This window comes from Flavobacterium collinsii, assembly GCF_902804485.1.
In the GTDB taxonomy this organism is placed as follows: Bacteria; Bacteroidota; Bacteroidia; order Flavobacteriales; family Flavobacteriaceae; genus Flavobacterium; species Flavobacterium collinsii.
The window spans coordinates 28,922-48,751 of sequence record NZ_CADCST010000096.1; the positions used below are offsets into that span (position 1 = coordinate 28,922).

A 19,830-nucleotide genomic window follows, 5' to 3' on the forward strand; every position below is an offset into this window, starting at 1 on the left:
ATTAGTATATCAAAAATTAAATATATAAAAAATGGGTAAAATAATCGGAATTGACTTAGGTACGACGAACTCTTGTGTTTCTGTAATGGAAGGTAACGAAGCAGTTGTTATCCCTAATGCAGAAGGAAAAAGAACTACTCCTTCTATTATCGCTTTTGTTGAAGGTGGAGAAATTAAAGTAGGTGATCCTGCAAAAAGACAAGCAGTAACGAATCCTACAAAAACGATTGCTTCTATTAAACGTTTTATGGGACACACTTTTGCTGAGACTACAAGCGAAGCAAAAAGAGTTTCTTACAAAGTAGTAAAAGGTGACAACAATACTCCACGTGTGGATATTGATGGTCGTTTATATACTGCTCAGGAATTGTCTGCAATGACTCTTCAAAAAATGAAAAAAACTGCTGAAGACTATTTAGGTCAAACTGTAACTGAAGCAGTTATTACTGTTCCTGCTTACTTTAACGATGCACAACGTCAAGCTACTAAAGAAGCTGGTGAAATTGCAGGTCTTAAAGTTATGCGTATCATCAATGAGCCAACTGCTGCTGCACTTGCTTACGGATTAGATAAAAAAGGAACTGATCAAAAAATTGCTGTTTACGATTTAGGTGGAGGTACTTTTGATATCTCTGTTCTTGAATTAGGAGACGGTGTATTTGAAGTATTGTCTACAAATGGTGATACTCACTTAGGTGGTGATGATTTTGACCACGAAATCATTGACTGGTTGGCTAATGAATTTTTAGCTGAAGAAGGTATTGATTTACGTTTGGATCCAATGTCATTGCAACGTTTGAAAGAAGCTGCAGAGAAAGCAAAAATTGAATTGTCTTCTTCTTCAGAAACTGAAATCAACTTGCCATACGTTACAGCTACGGCTTCAGGACCAAAACACTTAGTTAAAAAATTATCTAGAGCTAAATTTGAGCAATTAACTGATTCATTAGTTAAACGTTCTATGGAGCCAGTTGCTAAAGCGTTAAAAGATGCAGGTTTATCTACATCTGATATCGACGAAGTAATCCTTGTTGGAGGTTCTACTCGTATGCCAAGAATCGCTGACGAAGTGGAGAAATTCTTTGGTAAAAAAGCATCTAAAGGAGTTAATCCTGATGAGGTTGTTGCTATTGGAGCAGCTATTCAAGGTGGAGTTTTATCTGGAGATGTAAAAGATGTATTGTTACTTGACGTTACACCTTTATCTTTAGGTATCGAAACTATGGGTGGTGTATTGACTAAATTAATCGAGTCTAACACAACTATTCCAACTAAAAAATCCCAAGTATTCTCTACTGCTGCTGATTCTCAACCATCTGTTGAAATTCACGTATTACAAGGAGAAAGAGCTATGGCTGCTGATAACAAAACTATCGGTCGTTTCCACTTAGATGGTATTCCACCAGCACCAAGAGGAGTTCCTCAAATCGAGGTTACTTTTGATATTGATGCAAATGGTATCATCAAAGTTTCTGCAACTGATAAAGGAACTGGAAAATCTCACGATATCCGTATCGAAGCTTCTTCTGGATTAACAGCTGAAGAAATCGAAAAAATGAAAAAAGATGCTGAAGCTAACGCTGACGCTGACAAAATAGCTAAAGAAAGAGCTGAGAAATTAAACGAAGCTGACAGCATGATTTTCCAAACAGAAAGTCAATTGAAAGAGTTAGGAAGCAAATTAGCTGACGACCACAAAGTTGCTGTAGAGTACGCTTTAACTGAATTGAGAATGGCTCACCAATCTCAAGACATTCCAGCTATTCAAACAGCTCTTGACAACATCAATGCAGCTTGGAAAACAGCTACAGAAGCTATGTATGCTCAAGGTGAACAAGGTCAACAAGCAGCTCCACAACAAGAGCAATCGCAAGGAGACAATGTTGAAGACGTTGAATTCGAAGAAGTAAAATAATTCTTCTTTAAACAATAATGAAAACCGGGTCAGAAATGACTCGGTTTTTTTTTGGTTTATGTTGAGGTAATGTGTTTCGTGATTATCTGTTTTTTTATGAGATAGTTTTAAAAAAAACTTTATAAGAGAAAAGCGTCACAGTGCGTCTCTACAGCGATGACAGCTACAAAATGACAATTGTCATTTCTTGTTCGGAAACTTTTTTGTAATATTACTATGTAAATCATTTTTGAATGAGAAAGATAAAATACAAGAAAGGCAGAAAGTTGCAGCATACCAGTCTGGAGTATACAGGCACACATAAAGATCATGAAACAGAAATGCAGCTTTTTGTTTATAATGATGCTGATATTGTCGAATATGAGAAGTTTACGGTTTTGGCCATAAATTCCTGCTTTGATTATACTAAAAATAATTGGCTGAATATTCACGGATTAAATGACATCAGTCTTATAAAAACAATAGGAGATCATTTTAAAGTAGACGATTTTTTGCTGGCTGATATTTTAAATACCACCAAAAGAACGAAACTAGAGGAACAAAAAGATGTTTTGTTTTTCAATATAAAATCGTTGTTGCCTTCAGAGTATTCAGACGGTCTTAAGGTAGAACAGCTCAGTTTTATTTTAAAAGACGGAATTTTGATTTCTTTTCAGGAAAAAAGAAGTGACTTCTTTACACATATACGCGAACGGTTGCGTACTCATGCCGGAATCGTAAGATCCAAGAAGGTAGATTATCTGCTTTATTTATTGCTTGATGCTGTAATGGAAAACTTTTACATTACAATCGAAGATGAAGAAGATAATATTGAAGAGCTTATCGATTTAACCAAAAAAGGAGCAGATCCAATTATTTTGGAAAGAATTGAAAATCATCGTGATAACTTTAATTTTTTAAAACGCTCTATTGTTCCCCTTCGGGATTCACTTTATTATTTGAAAACCATTAAAGATGATGATGAAAATAATGGTCTAATACGAAAAGAAACATTTAATTTTTTTATTCGACTGCATCAAAAAAGTTTAGAACTTCTGGAGCAGATTGAGTCTGATATGAGTTCTTTAGAAAGTGCTTCCAATTTTTATTTTTCGGAACAGAGCCGAAAAATGAACGAGATTATGAAAACCCTGACCATTATTTCGGCCATATTTATTCCACTTACCTTTATAGTTGGGGTATATGGAATGAATTTTGAATATATGCCCGAATTGAAAGAGAGAAACGGTTATTTTATTGTGATGGGAGCCATGTTTGCATTGGTGATAGGTTTGATTATTTATTTCAAAAAAAGACGCTGGTTTTAACGTTTATTTCTCTGTTTAAAATACGATTATATACGACATTTGTTTAGTTTAAAACATAAATTATGAGTAAAGCAATATATATAGCCACAAGCGATCAGAATAGTGGAAAATCAATTGTAACACTTGGTTTGATGAGTATCTTGATTGGTAAAACGGCTAAAGTGGGTTATTTTAGGCCCATAGTTGAGGATTTTGTTGATGGGGAGTTAGACAATCACATCGAGACAGTGCTGTCTCATTTTAATCTTGATATTAAATTTGAAGATGCCTTTGCGATCACCAAAAGCAAATTAATCAAGAAGAAAAATAAAGGAAAAATAGGAGAGGTTCTGGATCTCATTATTGAAAAATATAAAAAACTTGAAGAGCGTTTTGATTTTGTTTTGGTAGAAGGAACAAGTTTTACCGGAGAAGGAACTTCAATCGAACTGGATTTGAATGTTTTAATCGCCAAAAACCTTGGGATTCCTACCATTATTATCGGATCGGGAGTAGGTAAAACTCTGGAAGAATTAGTAGACAGTCTGTATTTGGTTTATGATTCCTTTAAAGTAAAAGAAGTTGAGGTATTATCTGTCATTGCTAATAAAGTACAGCCCGAAAACATCGAATTGGTGACGCAGGGATTGCAAAAAAGTTTACCGGCAAATGTACTCATCAACACCATCCCGCTGATTTCAAGTTTGAACAATCCAACGATGCAGGAAATAGTCAATCAGCTTGATGCCAAAGTATTGTTTGGAGGTGCTTACTTAAACAATGAAATTGGACATTTTAGCGTTGGAGCAATGCAATTGCACAACTATCTGGTTCATTTACATGATAATGCATTGGTGATTACGCCAGGAGACCGTTCAGATATTATTTTAGGAGCCTTGCAAGCCAATGAATCGGCCAATTATCCAACAATATCTGGAATTATCCTAACAGGAAATATTGTTCCGGAAGAAAGTATTCTCAAACTTATTGAAGGACTTTCGGCCATCGTACCAATTATTGCCGTTGATGGAGGAACTTACGGTATCACCAACAAGATTGGGTCTATCAGATCAGAGATTTACGCAAATAATACTAATAAAATAGAAACCTCGATCAGTACGTTCGAAAAGTATGTTGCCATGGACGATCTGTCTGAAAGATTGATCACTTTTGAAGCAGAAGGAATGACACCTAAGATGTTTCAGTACAACATGGTAAAAAGAGCCAGACAGTATCGAAAACACATCGTTTTGCCCGAAGGAAATGATGAGAGAATCATCATTGCAGCCTCAAGGTTACTCGCTATGGATGTGGTTGATATTACCATCATCGGAGATAAAAAACAGATTGAAAGTAAAGTTAATGAACTGGGAATTACACTGGATTTTTCAAAAATTACTGTCATTAATCCAATAGAGTCGGAACTTTACGAGGACTATGCGAACACCTATTATGAACTCCGAAAAGCCAAGAATGTAAGTATTACTATGGCAAGAGATTTAATGGAAGACGTTTCGTATTTCGGGACTATGATGGTATATAAAGGACATGCTGATGGAATGGTTTCGGGTGCTGCACATACTACGCAACACACCATTTTGCCGGCTTTGCAATTCATTAAAACCAAACCTAATTCATCGGTAGTTTCATCTGTGTTTTTTATGTGTTTAGAAGACAGAGTTTCGGTTTTTGGAGACTGTGCCATCAATCCAAATCCAACAGCGGAACAATTAGCGGAAATTGCGATTTCGTCGGCAGAATCAAGTTCAGCTTTCGGAATTGAGCCTAAAATCGCAATGCTTTCTTATTCATCAGGAGCATCCGGAAAAGGAGATGAGGTTGATAAAGTAAGAGCTGCAACCGAAATTGTAAAGCAAAAACGTCCCGATCTAAAAATTGAAGGACCAATTCAGTATGATGCCGCAGTAGATCGCGCTGTTGGAAAAAGCAAAATGCCGGATTCAGAAGTAGCGGGGCAGGCGAGTGTTCTAATTTTTCCTGATTTAAATACAGGAAATAATACCTATAAGGCAGTGCAGCGTGAAACCGGGGCTCTGGCTATCGGTCCAATGTTGCAAGGCTTGAACAAACCGGTAAACGATTTAAGCCGTGGTTGTACCGTTGATGACATCATCAATACGGTTGTAATTACGGCCATTCAGGCACAAGGACTTTAATTAATTTGTTAATTATTAATTATACGTCTTACAGTATGAGGTACTCAAAAAAAACGTTTTATCAGCGTAAAAAAAATAATAGTTTCAATCGTTAAGTTATATAATCTTAAACTTGAAACTTTAAACTTGAAACAAAAAAATAGAGCCTTAGCCTCTTAGCAACTTAAAAAAAAAATGAAAATACTAATAATAAACTCAGGAAGTTCATCAATCAAATATCAATTAATGGTCATGCCTACCAACGAAGTAATTTGTACCGGTATGATTGACAGAATTGGATTAGAAACTTCAAATGTGATCTTTAAAACAGGAACCAATACAATCGAAGAAACGTTTCCGATCGCCAATCATAAAGTAGGCTTGCAAAAAGTAGCCAATATGCTTTTAGATGCCGAAAAAGGAGTGATTAAATCGACTTCCGAAATTGGAGCAGTAGGTCATCGCGTGGTACATGGAGGAAGTGCTTTTAGTGATACTGTAAAGATTGACGAAAAGGTGAAATTAAAAATCAAAGAACTTTTTGAATTGGCGCCACTGCATAATCCTGCTAATTTAGAAGGAATTAATGTTGCTGAGGAGATTTTTAGTTCAGCAGAGCAAATTGCGGTTTTTGATACCGCTTTTCATCAAACAATGCCTGAGTTGGCTTATAAATATGCCATCCCAAATTACCTTTTAACAGAACATAAAGTACGCGTTTATGGTTTTCACGGAACCAGTCACAAATATGTTTCTGAAAAAGCGATTGGTCAATTAGAAAAAAAAGCGAAAATAATCACCATTCACCTTGGAAATGGGTGCAGTATGACCGCCATTAAAGACGGAAAGAGCATCGATCATACGATGGGATTCTCTCCTTCAAACGGTCTTATAATGGGAACCCGTGCCGGAGATATTGATCAGTCGGTTATTTTTTATATGGTTAAAAATCTTGGGTATACGGCCGATGAGGTAAATTCGATTTTACTGAAACAAAGCGGTATGCTTGGGCTTACGGGTTACAGTGATTTGCGCGATATTGAAGCAGAAGCCGAAAAAGGAAATAAGGATTGTATACTCGCATTGCAAATGAATGCCTACCGAATCAAAAAAACGATTGGTTCGTATGCAGCAGCTTTAAACGGGTTGGATGCGATTGTATTTACCGCTGGAATCGGTGAGAACTCCTCTTATATACGTAAACTGGTTTGTACCGATATGGATTATTTCGGAATTGAACTGGATGATGAAAAGAATCAGATTCGCTCTAAAGAAATTAGAGAGATCAATACCCCAAATTCAAGAGCAAAAGTTTTGGTGGTACCAACTGATGAAGAATATGAAATTGCTAATCAGGTTTATCAGTTACTTCAGAGTTAAAACTGACCTATGTAATATAAGGAAGCTTCTCATTTGGGAAGCTTTTTTTATGCTTTCAGATTAAATATTTGTCTGTATCTTTGACTATAAATCATACTATTTTGAAATCGATACTTCTTAAAGCTATATTTTTCTTTTTCATTGCTTTTCAAATCCAGGCACAAGAATTACTTCCTTTCGTAGAAAATTACAACAAATCAGATTATCAGGGCGACAATCAAATCTGGAATGTTGTTCAGGGAAATGATGCTGCAATGTATTTTGCCAATAACCATTATTTATTGCGTTACGATGGTGTAATCTGGGAAAAGTATACCCTGCCCAATAAAACAATCATCCGCTCGATCATGATCGAAGGAGATAAGATCTATTCAGGTTCTTATAAAGAATTTGGGTATTGGTACCGAAAAGACGGAAAGATGCATTATGTATCGATCACCAGGAAACTGCGATTGTTTGATGAAAAAGATAATGAAGAGATTTGGAAAATCTTTAAGTTTAAAGGTTCTGTTTATTTCCAGTCTTTTAATGATGTTTTTATTTATAATGGAAAACACATTCAGAAAATCAAATTTCCTTTTTTAATATCCTATTGTTTTGTAGTCGATAATAATGTGTATGTGGCCTCGGTTGAGAAAGGGCTTTTCCGTATGGATGGTTCGAGGATTGCTAATCCGAAAGGCTGGAACGTTTTAAAAAAGACGGTAGTTCACGCCATCGAAAAGTACAAAAATGAAACATTTATTTTTACGCAGAAAAAAGGAATTTTTATCGTAGAAAAAGGAGGTTTAAGACCCTGGAATAATCCATTAAATGAAGTTTTAAAATCGGCAACAATTAATGTAGCTAAGTTCATTAAAGGAAATAAACTGGTGGTAGGAACCGGAAACAGAGGTGTATTTATTTATGACTTTCAGAGCGATACCTATAAAAATATCAACAGGAACAATGTCTTAATGAACAACTCGGTTTTGAGCATTGGTTTTGACAAAGAGAACGATTTATGGCTTGGTTTGGATAATGGTATCACACATGTTGAAATTAACTCTCCAATTTCATTCTTTTACGATAATTCGGGACTTTTGGGTTCAGTTTATTCTGTTGCAGCTATCGATAAGGGATATTTGATTGCTTCGAATCATGGTGTCTTTGAATTTGTTTCCGGTAAGTTTAAGATGTTGCCCAATACACAAGGTCAAGCCTGGAATATTACTAAAATTGGTACAAAATACATCATTGGTCATAATGACGGAACTTTTTGTTATGAAAATGGATCATTAACCCGAATTAATGCCAGAAGTGGCGGATGGAATTTAACGAAAAGCAGCATCAATAATACTTATTTTCAGTCTACGTACAGTGGTGTTGTAGTTTATGATGATATTTTGAAACCTACCCAGAATAAAGTTATCAACGACCTTTCAAAGCCTATAAAATATGTTGCTCAAAATCAAAAGAATGAAATCTGGGCAGCCGACAATTATCGTGGATTGTATCGCGTATTGTATGATGATGATTATAAGACCAAAAAAGTCGAGAATATTACGCAGCAGAGTAAAATTAAGAATGATTTTGGCGTAAAGATCTTTGAGTTTAGAAATGAAATTCTTTTTCTCATCAATAGTGTGTGGTACACCTACAATTCAATTAGCGCCAGTTTGGAAGAAAACGAACTGTTCAATTCTAATTTTAAGAAGATAAGCGATGTCGTTTCGATTGATGAAGATCACTTTGTTGTGCTTCAGGATGGTATTTTGTATCACATTTATGCAAAAGGAAATAAATTTATCTGGAACATCATTCAGGAGAAATATTATAAAGGCACACTGATCAATGATAATTTGAGGATATTTAAAACTCAAAATCATTATTTGCTTAATCTTGATGATGGATTTATTTCGCTTCAGCTTACTTATGAAAACAAGCAAAATTCTAATGTCAAGATAGAAGCTTTTAATGATGGAAATCTTGTAGCAAACGATTCTAAAATCAAATACAACACCGAGATAAAAATAAATGTAATTTCAGGAATTTACGGTGCGAGTAAGCCTAACTTATTCTACAAAATCAATAAAGGCAGTGATTTTTTACCAATTTCTGACGGTTTAATTGTACTGAACAATTTAAGCAGTGGTAATCATGCTATTGTGGTTTACAAGCACGATGGGGCAAGCTACGAAAAAGTAGCAGATTTTGATTTCAAAGTGGCAGAGCCATGGTATTTTTCATTCTGGATGATTTTGCTGTACCTGCTGGTAGCAGCAGGTATTTTGTTTTTTTATTACAAATGGAATAAACTGCGTTACATGCAAAAACTGAAATTACAGGCCGAAGAGTTAAAACATCAGCGTGAAATTCTGGAAATGGAATTAAAAGCAGAGAATGAACTGAATCTACAGGAATACGAAAAACACATTCTGGAATTGGAACTGCAAACAAAATCTTCTGAAGTTGCAGGAAAATCATTGTCGATTGCCAAGCAAAGTGAAATGATCGATAACATTCAGAACATTCTGAACTCAGAAAAAGACTTTAATAAACTTAAGAGTGAGATCAAAAAGGCAATTAAGATCAATGAGGTAAATAAACACGAATGGGAAATTTTTGAAACAAATCTGAACCAGATTCACAATGAGTTTATTATTAACCTTTCTAAGAAGTATCCAAACTTGACTCCAAAAGATATAAAACTGTGTATTTATCTTAAAATGAATCTTTCTTCAAAGGAAATTGCACCTATGATGAACATTTCTTTTAGGGGTGTGGAACTGCATAGATATCGTCTAAGAAAGAAGTTGGGGCTCACACAGGATGAAAACCTCTCAAAATTTTTATTAAGTCTGTAAGATTGGGATTAGTTTTTTAAATATCTTATATTTTTCTACTTCTTTTATTATATAATTCTAATACATCATTACTACATCATAACGTTATGTTAATAAAATAAAATTAACATTTAATTTATTGATAACCATTTACTTGTGTCCTTTTTTTAACATAATGATGTAGCTGTGTTGTAGTGGTATTTGATGTACTACAACGTTGTAATTGTTTAATTTGGCACTACTAACTTAAACGATTACGAACTGTATGAAAAATTTTATTTTTAGCTTTTTAGCGCTCTTGTTGCTCCCTACATATATGATGGGGCAGGCACAAGCAATTAAAGGAAAAGTAGTAGACAGTAGTGGAATGGGAGTTCCTGGGGCAATTATTAGTGCTTCTGAATCCAGAGCCTCTGCTGACGCGGACTTCGATGGTAATTTTATCATTAATGCTAAAGTTGGAGAGACCTTAAAAATCTCTATGCTTGGTTTCGATTCTGTTTCTATAACAGCGACATCCACACCAATGACTATCACCTTAAAAGAAGCAGGTGATACTTCTTTAAAAGAAGTAGTTGTAATTGGTTATGGTACCAGAAAGAAAATTGACAATACTTCGGCTATTACTTCATTAAAGGCAGAAGATGTTACAAGAACAAAGGTATTAAATGCTTCTCAGGCTATTCAGGGTAAAGCAGCTGGGGTTCAGGTAACTTCTTCAGATGCTCCTGGAAGTACTCCTTCTGTGGTTATTAGAGGTTTAGGTACTGCGCTAGGAGGAAGAAATCCTTTATATATTGTTGATGGTATGCCAACAGAGAACATCAATAATATCAATACAAATGATATTACATCGTATGAAATTCTTAAAGACGCTTCATCTCTTGCTATCTATGGTACCAGAGCTGCAAACGGGGTTATCATTATTACTACTAAGAAAGGTAAGGGAGATAAAATCTCTGTAGAAGTAGAAAGTTTTGGAGGTGTTAGAACACCACTTAAGAAAGTAAAAATGGCAGATGCTAATCAATATGCAAGCTATTCTAATGCTTCTTTAGGAACAAACAGATTTTCTACAAACCAACCTGTTAATACAAATTGGTTTGATGAAATTACGAGAACAGGTACTTATACTCAAAACAATATTTCTATTTCCGGAGCTTCAGAAAATGTAAAATATTTTTTTAGTGCAGGTAATTATCAGGAAAAAGCCATTCTTAACGGCTTAGATTATAGCCGTACAAGTTTTAGAAATAATAACGAATTTAAACTTTCTAAAAAAGTTACCTTAAATCAGAATTTTAGCTTTACATCGGCTAATTCTACACCGAAACCATTAAGCGCATTTACCAATGCATACAAGCAATCACCAATTGTTCCTGTTCGTTTTGCAAATGGTCAGTATGGTGCGCCTTTTGCAGATGCAAGTGGAGTTGCAAGCCCAAAAGGTACTTCATTTAACAATGTTGGTAATCCTGTTTCACAATTAGATTTTTACAATGAACAACAAAGAAGTATTACACTTCAGGGTGGTTTGAAATTGGATTATGAAATCTTAGAAGGTTTAAAGTTTACTTCGCAATTTAATGGTGAATACTATACCTGGAAAAATTATAATTTCGAGGATAGTAAAAACGCTTGGTTAGCAGCTAATCCAACTCGTAAAGATGGAGATTATTCAAGTACCGATCCTATCAATTTATTGACTAGAGGTAGAGAGCAATATTTTAACTGGAACTTATCTAACTATTTGACTTATAATAAAGTATTCGCTAAAATTCATGACGTGGAGTTAACAGCTGGTATTGAAACTTCAGTGAAAGGTCCAAGAGAAAAATTAGTTATTACTAGAAAAAATGTAAGTCCTGATTCTAACTATTGGTCTCTTTATAATGCAAAAGACGCAAAAGGTGTAGACTACTCCGGTACTGTTACAAATTTGCAGGATATTGTATTCAACGAAAGTAAATTAGCTTCTTATTTTGGACGTTTCCAATATAAATTAATGGACAGGTACTTAGTAACCGGAACTATTAGACGTGACGGATCTTCAAACTTTGCAAAAGATTACCGTTGGGGAACTTTCCCATCTGTAGGTCTTGGATGGATTATGACTAAAGAAAGTTTCTTATCAGATGTTAAAGGAGTTAATTTAATCAAATTTAGAGGTAGCTGGGGTAAATTGGGTAACCAAAATGTACCATTAAACAGTCAAAGTTATAATTCCGGATTAAACAGTTATTTAGGTGGTTCAATTTTATATGAAGGAACAAGTATTACTTCCCAAATTGACCCTACTTTAACATGGGAAATTACAGAAGAGTCTTCAGCTGGTGTAGATTTCGAATTTTTAGACAGCAGATTAAAAGGATCATTTGATGTTTACAACAAGAATACAGATAACGTAATTTTATATGTGAAACCTTATCCAACTTCTGGAATTACGACGGCTTCTCCATCTCACGTAGGTGAAGTTTCAAATAAAGGTTATGAAATTTCTTTACGTTGGGATGATAAAATCACTGAGGATTTAAGTTATTGGGTTGGAGGTAACTTCTCACACAACAAAAATGAGCTTACAAGCTTAAAAGATGTTTCATTATCTCAGGTTGTTGGAGGTAATTTAGGTAATGGTCAAGATACTAAATTGTTATACAACAACTCAGTTGGCCAACCATTAGGTAGTTTTTATCTTTATGAGTATGCAGGTGTAGATCCGGCAAACGGAAACATGCTTTATTATAATGCTGCAGGCGCTAAAGTGACTCAGGATGCATTATCTGCAACAGCTGATAAAAAATATGTAGGTTCAATTTTACCAAAAGCGAATTACGGTATTTCTTTAGGATTGGTGTACAAAAACATTGATTTCTCTGTTGATGGATATGGAACTGGTGGAGCAAAAGTATACAATGGTAAAAAAGCACAGCGTTTTGGAGGTGAAAACATCGAAGCTTCTATGACAAATGATTATTGGACACCAACAAATACAACATCGTCAAATCCAAGACCATTTAATACTGTTCCTGTTGCTTCAACTTATTATATGGAATCTGCAGATTTCTTTAGAATCAATAACATCACTGTAGGATACAAACTACCTCTTAGAGGTGATCAATTTATTAGTTCTTGCAGAATTTATCTTAATGCAATCAACCCGTTTATTACACAGAAATTTTCAGGTTTCTCTCCTGAGTTAAATGCAGATGGAGACCCTTACAAACTTCAGGGAGTTGAGTTGGATGCTTACCCAACATTAAGATCATTTGTAATTGGTGCTAATTTAAAATTTTAATATTATGAAAAAGATATATATATCAATCTTCGTGTTATCGGCATTTACTTTTACAGGATGTGCTGATGATTACCTGGATGTTAAACAAACTGAGACTATTTCTACAGATGATACTGAGTTATTTAACAATGACAGTGGTGCAAAATCGTTTGTTGTTTCAATCTACAGTAAATTTTTAGATTGGGACATGAGTTCATTCGGATGGGTTGGATTAGCAAGTATTACATCTGATGATGCAGATAAAGGCTCAACTCCAAGTGATACAGGTACAGATAAAGATGTCTTAGATGCCTTAACTTACAATGCATCAAATCCATCTGCTGAAAGTACGTTTAATGCTAATTATGATGGAATCAACAGATGCAACCAAGCATTAGCAATTCTTGCTAAATTGGATAAAGCTGATCCTGCATTAAGAGAGAGATTAATGGGGGAAGCAAAATTTTTAAGAGCTTTCATGTACTTTACTTTAGTGAAATGTTATGGGGGCGTACCAATTGTAGATCGTATAGCTAGTATTCCATTATCTGCAGAAGATAAAGCAATGCAGTTAACTCGTAAAAGTACTGCTGATGTTTATGCTTTTATTGAAAAAGATTTGACTGAAGCTGCGGCAGTGTTACCAAATAAATCGCAATATGCAGCAGATGAAAAAGCAAAAGCTTCAAAAGGAGCGGCATACGCTTTATTAGCAAAAGTAAACTTGTATCAAAAGAAATGGCAGAAAGTAATAGACAATTGTAATTTGGTTACAGGTTATGCTATCTCTCCTGATTATGCTAAAATGTTCAGATTAGAAGGAGAAAATGACGGAGAATCTATTTTTGAAATTAATGGTGTTGGTTCTGTACCTGCCCGTGGAATTCAGGGATATTCTAATACTCAAGGTGTTCGTGATGCATGGGGATGGGGTTTCAATCAGCCTTCTCAAAGTTTAGTAAATGCTTATGAAGTCGGAGATGTTAGAAAAAACGCAACAATTATTTTTAGAGGTACAACTTTATATGATGGAAGAGTGATTCCTGTGATAAGTGAAGACGATCCGAATCCAAGGTATAATTTTAAAGCCTATTCTTCTGCCTATACAAGTGCATGGGAGACAGATGCTAATATTAAATATCTAAGATATGCTGAAGTATTATTAATGAAAGCCGAGGCTCTGAATGAATTAGGTCAGACTTCAGAAGCAATTCCGTTGTTAAACATAATCAGACACAGAGCAGGTTTAGGTGATACTCCGGCAACTTCACAGGCGGCGGTTAGAACTGCCATTTGGAAAGAAAGAAGAGTTGAATTAGCTTTTGAATTTGATAGATTCTTTGACTTAGTTAGAACTGGTCAGGCCAAAGATGCTTTTGCAGCTGATAAGAGCGCAGCTTTCCCTAATGGAAAAGTATTTACAGTAGGTAAAAACGAATTGTTTCCAATTCCGTCATCATTCCTTTTGGTAGCTGAAGGAATGTCTTCTCAAAATCCTGGCTATAATTAATATTCTTATTATCACTTCCTTCCAGTTTCTGGGAGGAAGTGATTACTTACTACAATCTCAAAAAAAAAAAATAATGATTAGAATTTCAGTTTTACTATTGGCTTTTACTTTTTTGGGCTGTAATGCACAAGAAAAGAAACAAACAGAAGAAGTGTCATCATCTGTAGTAAAATTAACAGATGATCAGCTTTTAGCGACAGTTCAAAAAGAAACATTTAAATATTTTTGGGATTATGCTGAGCCTAACTCAGGATTAGCAAGAGAGCGTTACCATCCGGATGGAAATTATCCTGAAAACGATGCACATATTGTAACTACAGGAGGTTCCGGTTTTGGATTGATGGCTATAGTATCCGGAATGTCACAAGGATATGTAACCAAAGAAAAAGGAGTTGAAAGACTGAACAAAATTGCTGATTTTTTAGGCAAAGCAGATCGTTTTCACGGAGCATGGTCACACTGGATAGACGGAAATACAGGAAAAGTAAAACCTTTTGGAACCAAGGATAATGGTGGAGATTTAGTCGAAACATCATTTTTGGTTGCAGGAATGATTACCGTTCGCGAATATCTAAAAGACGGATCTGAGAAAGAGAAAGCAGTAGCTCAAAAATATGACGCGCTTTGGAAAGGAGTAGACTGGCAATGGTATACCAACAATAAAAATGTGTTGTACTGGCACTGGTCGCCAACTTACGATTGGCAAATGAATTTTCCACTTGAAGGCTATAACGAATGTTTGATTACCTACGTGATGGCAGCCTCTTCACCAACACATGCAATAGAGGCAAAAGCGTATCACGAAGGCTGGGCGCGAAATGGCAGAATTGTTTCTTCAAAAACAAAATATAACATTCCTTTAATTCTAAAACACAACGGTGCTGAAGAATTTGGTGGGCCATTGTTTTGGGCGCATTACTCGTATGTAGGACTTGATCCAAACCAATTAACAGACAAATACGCGAACTACTGGGACCTGAATGTCAATCAGGTAAAAATTGATTACCAGTATTGCATCGAAAACCCAGGAAAGTTTAAAGGATATGGACCAGATTATTGGGGATTAACTGCATCTTATTCCAGAAATCCTGATGGATCTATAGGTTACGATGCACATATGCCAAGCAATGATAAAGGAGTAATCTCACCAACAGCTGCAATTAGTTCGGTCGTGTACACGCCAAAAGAATCAATGGCTGTAATTAGGAACTTATACGAAAATCATAAAAAAGAAACCTTTGGGAATGCAGGGTTTTATGATGCAGTAAGCTTGCAGAATACATGGGTAGCAAAGCGCTATTTAGCCATCGATCAGGGACCTGAAGTAGTAATGATCGAAAACTACCGTACAGGTTTGTTGTGGAAATTATTCATGAATGCTCCCGAAGTAAAACAAGGTTTAATAAAGCTTGGTTTTAAATCTGGAAAATACGGATTCTAAAAGAAGTTCCAATGAAATATAAATTGGCATTATTAATACTGTTGTTTTCTATAGTTGGTTTTTCACAAAGTGAAACAGTTGGAAAGATAAAAACGGTAGTAGTAACGAATTATGAATTGGGTTATGTCTTACATAAACCGGTCAATACAAAAGAGAAAAAACCTCTGATCGTTTTTATCTCTGGTGATGGAGAAAAAGGGACAGATATTGGAAAGGTAAAAATTCACGGGCCGTTAAAATATCTGAAAACACATTCTCTAGATGCTTATATATTGGCTCCCCAATGCAAAGAAGATGAAAAGTGGAGTATTGAGTCAATTTATGAATTGATTTTAAAAATTCAGAAAGAAAACAAAATAGACCCTGATCGCATTTATGTTACAGGACTGAGTTCAGGAGGATGGGCAGCATGGAATTTAGCACTTTCATATCCGGATAAGTTTGCAGCATTAGTGCCAATTTCAGGTTTTGTGGATCTAATTGAGTTAGAAAGTGCCTGTAAAATTGCCGCTGTTCCAACCCGAATTTACCACGGATTGCTAGATGATGTTGTAAAAGTCGATCATGCGGTGGCTGTTTACAAAGAATTGAAAAAATGCAATGCCAAAGACGTTCAGCTAACCATTTTTGATGATGCGGGTCATGATAGCTGGTCAAGAGTTTATGACAGTCCGGAAATTTACAACTGGATGTTTAAACAGTTCAAAACGAATACAAACAAATAAAAAGATTAAATGAAAACGCTTTGATTCCAAACAATAAATGAAAGGGATAAAGGCGGTTTCATGTTTCAGAAACAAATATTTAATACACATGAAAAACAAATTAGTCTTACTATTTTTAGGATGTGCTGTTCTCGGATATGCCCAGAAAAAGAATGCTAAAAATACAGTAAAAATTAAACCAAAATCAGAGTTTGTAGCCGAGTTATTGTCAAAGATGACACTGGACGAAAAATTAGGACAGCTTAATTTACCAACTTCTGGGGATATAACAACAGGACAGGCAAACAGTTCTGATGTGGCGAAAAAAATTGCTGAAGGTAAAGTTGGAGGTTTATTCAATATTAAATCGGTTCAAAAAATTAGAGAAGTACAAAGAATTGCGGTTGAAAAAAGCCGTTTGAAAATTCCATTGATTTTCGGAATGGACGTGATTCATGGTTACGAAACTACCTTCCCAATTCCATTAGGATTATCTTGTACCTGGGACATGAACCTGATCGAAAGAAGTGCTCAGATTGCGGCTCAGGAAGCTAGTGCCGACGGAATCAACTGGACATTCTCTCCAATGGTTGACGTTTCTCGTGACCCGCGTTGGGGAAGAGTTTCTGAAGGTTCGGGAGAAGATCCGTATTTAGGAAGCCAGATCGCAAAAGCAATGGTAAATGGCTATCAGCAACACGATCTATCAAAAAATAATTCGATTATGGCCTGTGTAAAACACTTTGCTTTATATGGAGCACCGGAAGCAGGTCGTGACTACAATACAGTTGACATGAGTCATATCCGAATGTTCAATGACTATTTTCCTCCCTACAAAGCTGCTGTTGATGCAGGAGTAGGTTCTGTGATGGCTTCTTTCAATGAGATTGATGGAATTCCTGCAACAGGAAATAAATGGCTAATGACAGATGTTTTAAGAAAACAATGGGGCTTTAAAGGTTTCGTAGTAACTGATTTTACAGGAATCCCTGAAATGATCGAACACGGAATGGGAGATTTACAAGCAGTTTCGGCTCTGTCGTTAAATGCTGGTGTCGAAATGGATATGGTAGGTGAAGGTTTCTTAGGGACTTTAAAAAAATCATTAGACGAGAAAAAAGTAACCATCGAGACCATCGATAATGCCGTGAAACTTATTTTAGAAGCAAAATACGATTTAGGTTTATTTAGTGATCCTTATAAATATTGTGATGCTAACAGAGCAAAAACTGAAATCTTTACAGCAAGCAGCAGAAAAGAAGCGCGTTCGACAGCAGCACAATCATTGGTTTTGTTGAAAAACAAAAATCAATTGTTACCGCTTAAAAAATCAGGTACAATTGCTTTAATCGGACCCTTGGCAGATGCAAAAGAAAACATGCCGGGAACCTGGAGTGTGGCTACAAAAATGGAAAATGCAATCTCACTTTTGGCTGGAATCAAAGAAGTAGCGGGAGCTTCAACAAAAGTATTATATGCTAAAGGAAGCAACTTAGATTATGATGAAGAGTTTGAAACCAAAGCAACAATGTTTGGTAAAACCTTACACCGTGACAGCCGTTCAAAAGAAGAATTGCTGGCAGAAGCTTTAAAAGTAGCGAATCAGTCAGATGTAATTGTTGCAGCGCTAGGAGAATCTGCTGAAATGAGCGGAGAATCAAGCAGCCGTACAAACTTAGAGATTCCGCAAGCGCAAAAAGATTTATTAAATGCCTTATTAAAAACAGGTAAACCGGTTGTTTTAGTATTATTTGACGGTCGTCCGTTAATCATAAAAGACGAAAATGAAACTGTTCCTGCTATTTTAAATGTATGGTTTGCTGGTACCGAAGCAGGTTATGCTATTGCCGACGTTTTGTTTGGAGATGTAAACCCTTCAGGAAAATTAACGTCAACTTTCCCAAGAAGTGTTGGTCAGTTGCCAATTTATTATGCACATAAAAATACAGGAAGACCTCTTGTTAACAAAGAAGGTAAATTCGAAAAATTCAGATCAAACTATATTGACGAAAGAAACGAACCGTTATTCCCGTTTGGTTTTGGTTTAAGTTATACCACTTTTGATTATTCAAACCTGAAAATTTCATCTGATAAAATGAATTCAAACGGAAAATTAAAAGTGACAGTAGATGTTGCCAACACCGGAAACTATGATGGAAAAGAAACAGTACAGTTGTACATCAGAGATCTGGTTGGATCTGTAACAAGACCGGTTAGAGAGCTAAAAAATTTCCAGAAAATAAGCCTTAAAAAAGGGGAGAAGCAAACTGTGACTTTCGAGATCACAGTTGAAGATTTAAAATTTTATAATTCTGACTTACAATTTGTAGCAGAACCTGGGCAGTTTGATGTTTTCGTAGGTGGAAATTCAGATGCCGATAAGAAAGTTAGTTTTGAGTTAACTAATTAGTTGGTTTATTGATTAGTGATTAGCCCTTCGTGTTTGGTTTGCGAAGGGCTTTTTTGTAAAAAAGGAATTGTTTAGACATTTAATAAATTTAAAATCAATGAGTACTACTAGAGCACTTCGTATATCATTTTTTTTGACAGTAATAATTATATTTCAGTCCTGTTGTGTAAAGGAAAATGCAATAGTGGCACATCGCGGGGCATGGAAAAAAAACAATCTTCCTGAAAATTCTATAGCAGCTCTGCGACATGCAATCGACTTAAAACTTGCTGGTTCGGAATTTGACGTCTGGAGAACTGCTGACGATTCGCTTGTAATCAATCACGATGCACATTATAATAAATTGCTGATTGAGGAAACAAATTATACTGATTTGATAAAGTTTAAACTTTCAAATGGGGAGAAACTTCCAACCTTGTACGAGTATATTGTCGAAGGAAGGAGAAATAATAAACGCACACTTTTGGTTTGTGAAATAAAACCTTCCGAAATAAGTAAAGAAAGGGGAAAAAAGACGGCGTTGATGACGGTAGAAATAATCAAAAAACTTAAGGCACAGAAAACAACCTCCTACATCAGTTTTGATTATGAAATTCTCAAACAAATCCGACAAGTAGATCCGGTTACCACGCTGCAATATCTGGAAGGAAATAAAACACCTAAAGAAGTACAATTAGATAACATTTCGGGGATTGATTACCATTATTCTGTTTTTCAAAAACATCCTGAATGGATCAAAGAAGCCAAAGAGAGTAAGATCACGTTAAACGTCTGGACAGTTAATGACGCTGAGGTAATGGATTGGATTATTGGAAATAATTTTGATTACATCACTACCAATGAACCTGAATTGTTAAAGCAACGAATCGAAAAGAAAAAATAGACTAATGAAACCTACTGTCTGGACACAAATTTTAATAGGTTAGCCT

11 protein-coding genes are annotated in these 19,830 nt (G+C 35.5%); all 11 read left to right on the forward strand.

Annotated features, from left to right (window positions below; genetic code table 11):
* Nucleotides 1–31: 31 nt before the first annotated feature.
* The 11 genes from dnaK (at nt 32) to FLA105534_RS14530 (ending at nt 19,784) form a co-directional block, all read left to right on the forward strand.
* Nucleotides 32–1,915, forward strand: a complete 1,884-nt coding sequence (gene dnaK, locus FLA105534_RS14480) for a molecular chaperone DnaK (protein ID WP_173966835.1) — start codon at nt 32–34, stop codon at nt 1,913–1,915.
* A 233-nt stretch (nt 1,916–2,148) separates the two neighbouring features.
* Nucleotides 2,149–3,222, forward strand: coding sequence for a magnesium/cobalt transporter CorA (gene corA / locus FLA105534_RS14485; RefSeq protein WP_173966836.1), 1,074 nt, complete (start codon nt 2,149–2,151; stop codon nt 3,220–3,222).
* Between the two features lie 62 nt (nt 3,223–3,284).
* Nucleotides 3,285–5,378: a phosphate acetyltransferase gene (gene pta / locus FLA105534_RS14490; protein WP_173966837.1), complete on the forward strand. Its 2,094-nt coding sequence runs from the start codon at nt 3,285–3,287 to the stop codon at nt 5,376–5,378.
* Between the two features lie 174 nt (nt 5,379–5,552).
* Complete coding sequence (locus FLA105534_RS14495; RefSeq protein ID WP_173966838.1) at nt 5,553–6,737, forward strand: acetate/propionate family kinase; 1,185 nt, start codon at nt 5,553–5,555, stop codon at nt 6,735–6,737.
* Between the two features lie 101 nt (nt 6,738–6,838).
* A complete protein-coding gene (locus FLA105534_RS14500) occupies nt 6,839–9,583 on the forward strand; it encodes a ligand-binding sensor domain-containing protein (protein ID WP_173966839.1) in 2,745 nt (914 codons plus the stop codon).
* A 244-nt stretch (nt 9,584–9,827) separates the two neighbouring features.
* Nucleotides 9,828–12,857 (forward strand): SusC/RagA family TonB-linked outer membrane protein, encoded by a 3,030-nt coding sequence (locus FLA105534_RS14505; protein WP_173966840.1) that lies wholly within the window; start codon nt 9,828–9,830, stop codon nt 12,855–12,857.
* Between the two features lie 4 nt (nt 12,858–12,861).
* Entirely contained in the window at nt 12,862–14,346 is a 1,485-nt protein-coding gene (locus tag FLA105534_RS14510) for a RagB/SusD family nutrient uptake outer membrane protein (protein ID WP_173966841.1), read from the forward strand.
* A gap of 73 nt (nt 14,347–14,419) precedes the next feature.
* Nucleotides 14,420–15,787: a glucoamylase family protein gene (locus FLA105534_RS14515; RefSeq protein ID WP_173966842.1), complete on the forward strand. Its 1,368-nt coding sequence runs from the start codon at nt 14,420–14,422 to the stop codon at nt 15,785–15,787.
* A gap of 11 nt (nt 15,788–15,798) precedes the next feature.
* On the forward strand, nt 15,799–16,512 hold the full coding sequence (locus tag FLA105534_RS14520) for a carboxylesterase family protein (protein WP_173966843.1): 714 nt from the start codon (nt 15,799–15,801) through the stop codon (nt 16,510–16,512).
* A gap of 88 nt (nt 16,513–16,600) precedes the next feature.
* Nucleotides 16,601–18,901 (forward strand): beta-glucosidase BglX, encoded by a 2,301-nt coding sequence (gene bglX / locus FLA105534_RS14525; protein ID WP_173966844.1) that lies wholly within the window; start codon nt 16,601–16,603, stop codon nt 18,899–18,901.
* A 97-nt stretch (nt 18,902–18,998) separates the two neighbouring features.
* Nucleotides 18,999–19,784, forward strand: coding sequence for a glycerophosphodiester phosphodiesterase family protein (locus FLA105534_RS14530; RefSeq protein WP_173966845.1), 786 nt, complete (start codon nt 18,999–19,001; stop codon nt 19,782–19,784).
* The last annotated feature ends 46 nt before the right edge of the window (nt 19,785–19,830 follow it).

Bases quoted from the DNA above. Each gene is read 5' to 3' on its own strand.
- FLA105534_RS14520 (WP_173966843.1), top strand. From the start codon at position 15,799: ATGAAATATAAATTGGCATTATTAATACTGTTGTTTTCTATAGTTGGT.
- corA (WP_173966836.1), top strand. From the start codon at position 2,149: ATGAGAAAGATAAAATACAAGAAAGGCAGAAAGTTGCAGCATACCAGT.
- bglX (WP_173966844.1), top strand. From the start codon at position 16,601: ATGAAAAACAAATTAGTCTTACTATTTTTAGGATGTGCTGTTCTCGGA.
- FLA105534_RS14530 (WP_173966845.1), top strand. From the start codon at position 18,999: ATGAGTACTACTAGAGCACTTCGTATATCATTTTTTTTGACAGTAATA.
- dnaK (WP_173966835.1), top strand. From the start codon at position 32: ATGGGTAAAATAATCGGAATTGACTTAGGTACGACGAACTCTTGTGTT.
- FLA105534_RS14495 (WP_173966838.1), top strand. From the start codon at position 5,553: ATGAAAATACTAATAATAAACTCAGGAAGTTCATCAATCAAATATCAA.
- FLA105534_RS14515 (WP_173966842.1), top strand. From the start codon at position 14,420: ATGATTAGAATTTCAGTTTTACTATTGGCTTTTACTTTTTTGGGCTGT.
- FLA105534_RS14505 (WP_173966840.1), top strand. From the start codon at position 9,828: ATGAAAAATTTTATTTTTAGCTTTTTAGCGCTCTTGTTGCTCCCTACA.
- FLA105534_RS14510 (WP_173966841.1), top strand. From the start codon at position 12,862: ATGAAAAAGATATATATATCAATCTTCGTGTTATCGGCATTTACTTTT.
- pta (WP_173966837.1), top strand. From the start codon at position 3,285: ATGAGTAAAGCAATATATATAGCCACAAGCGATCAGAATAGTGGAAAA.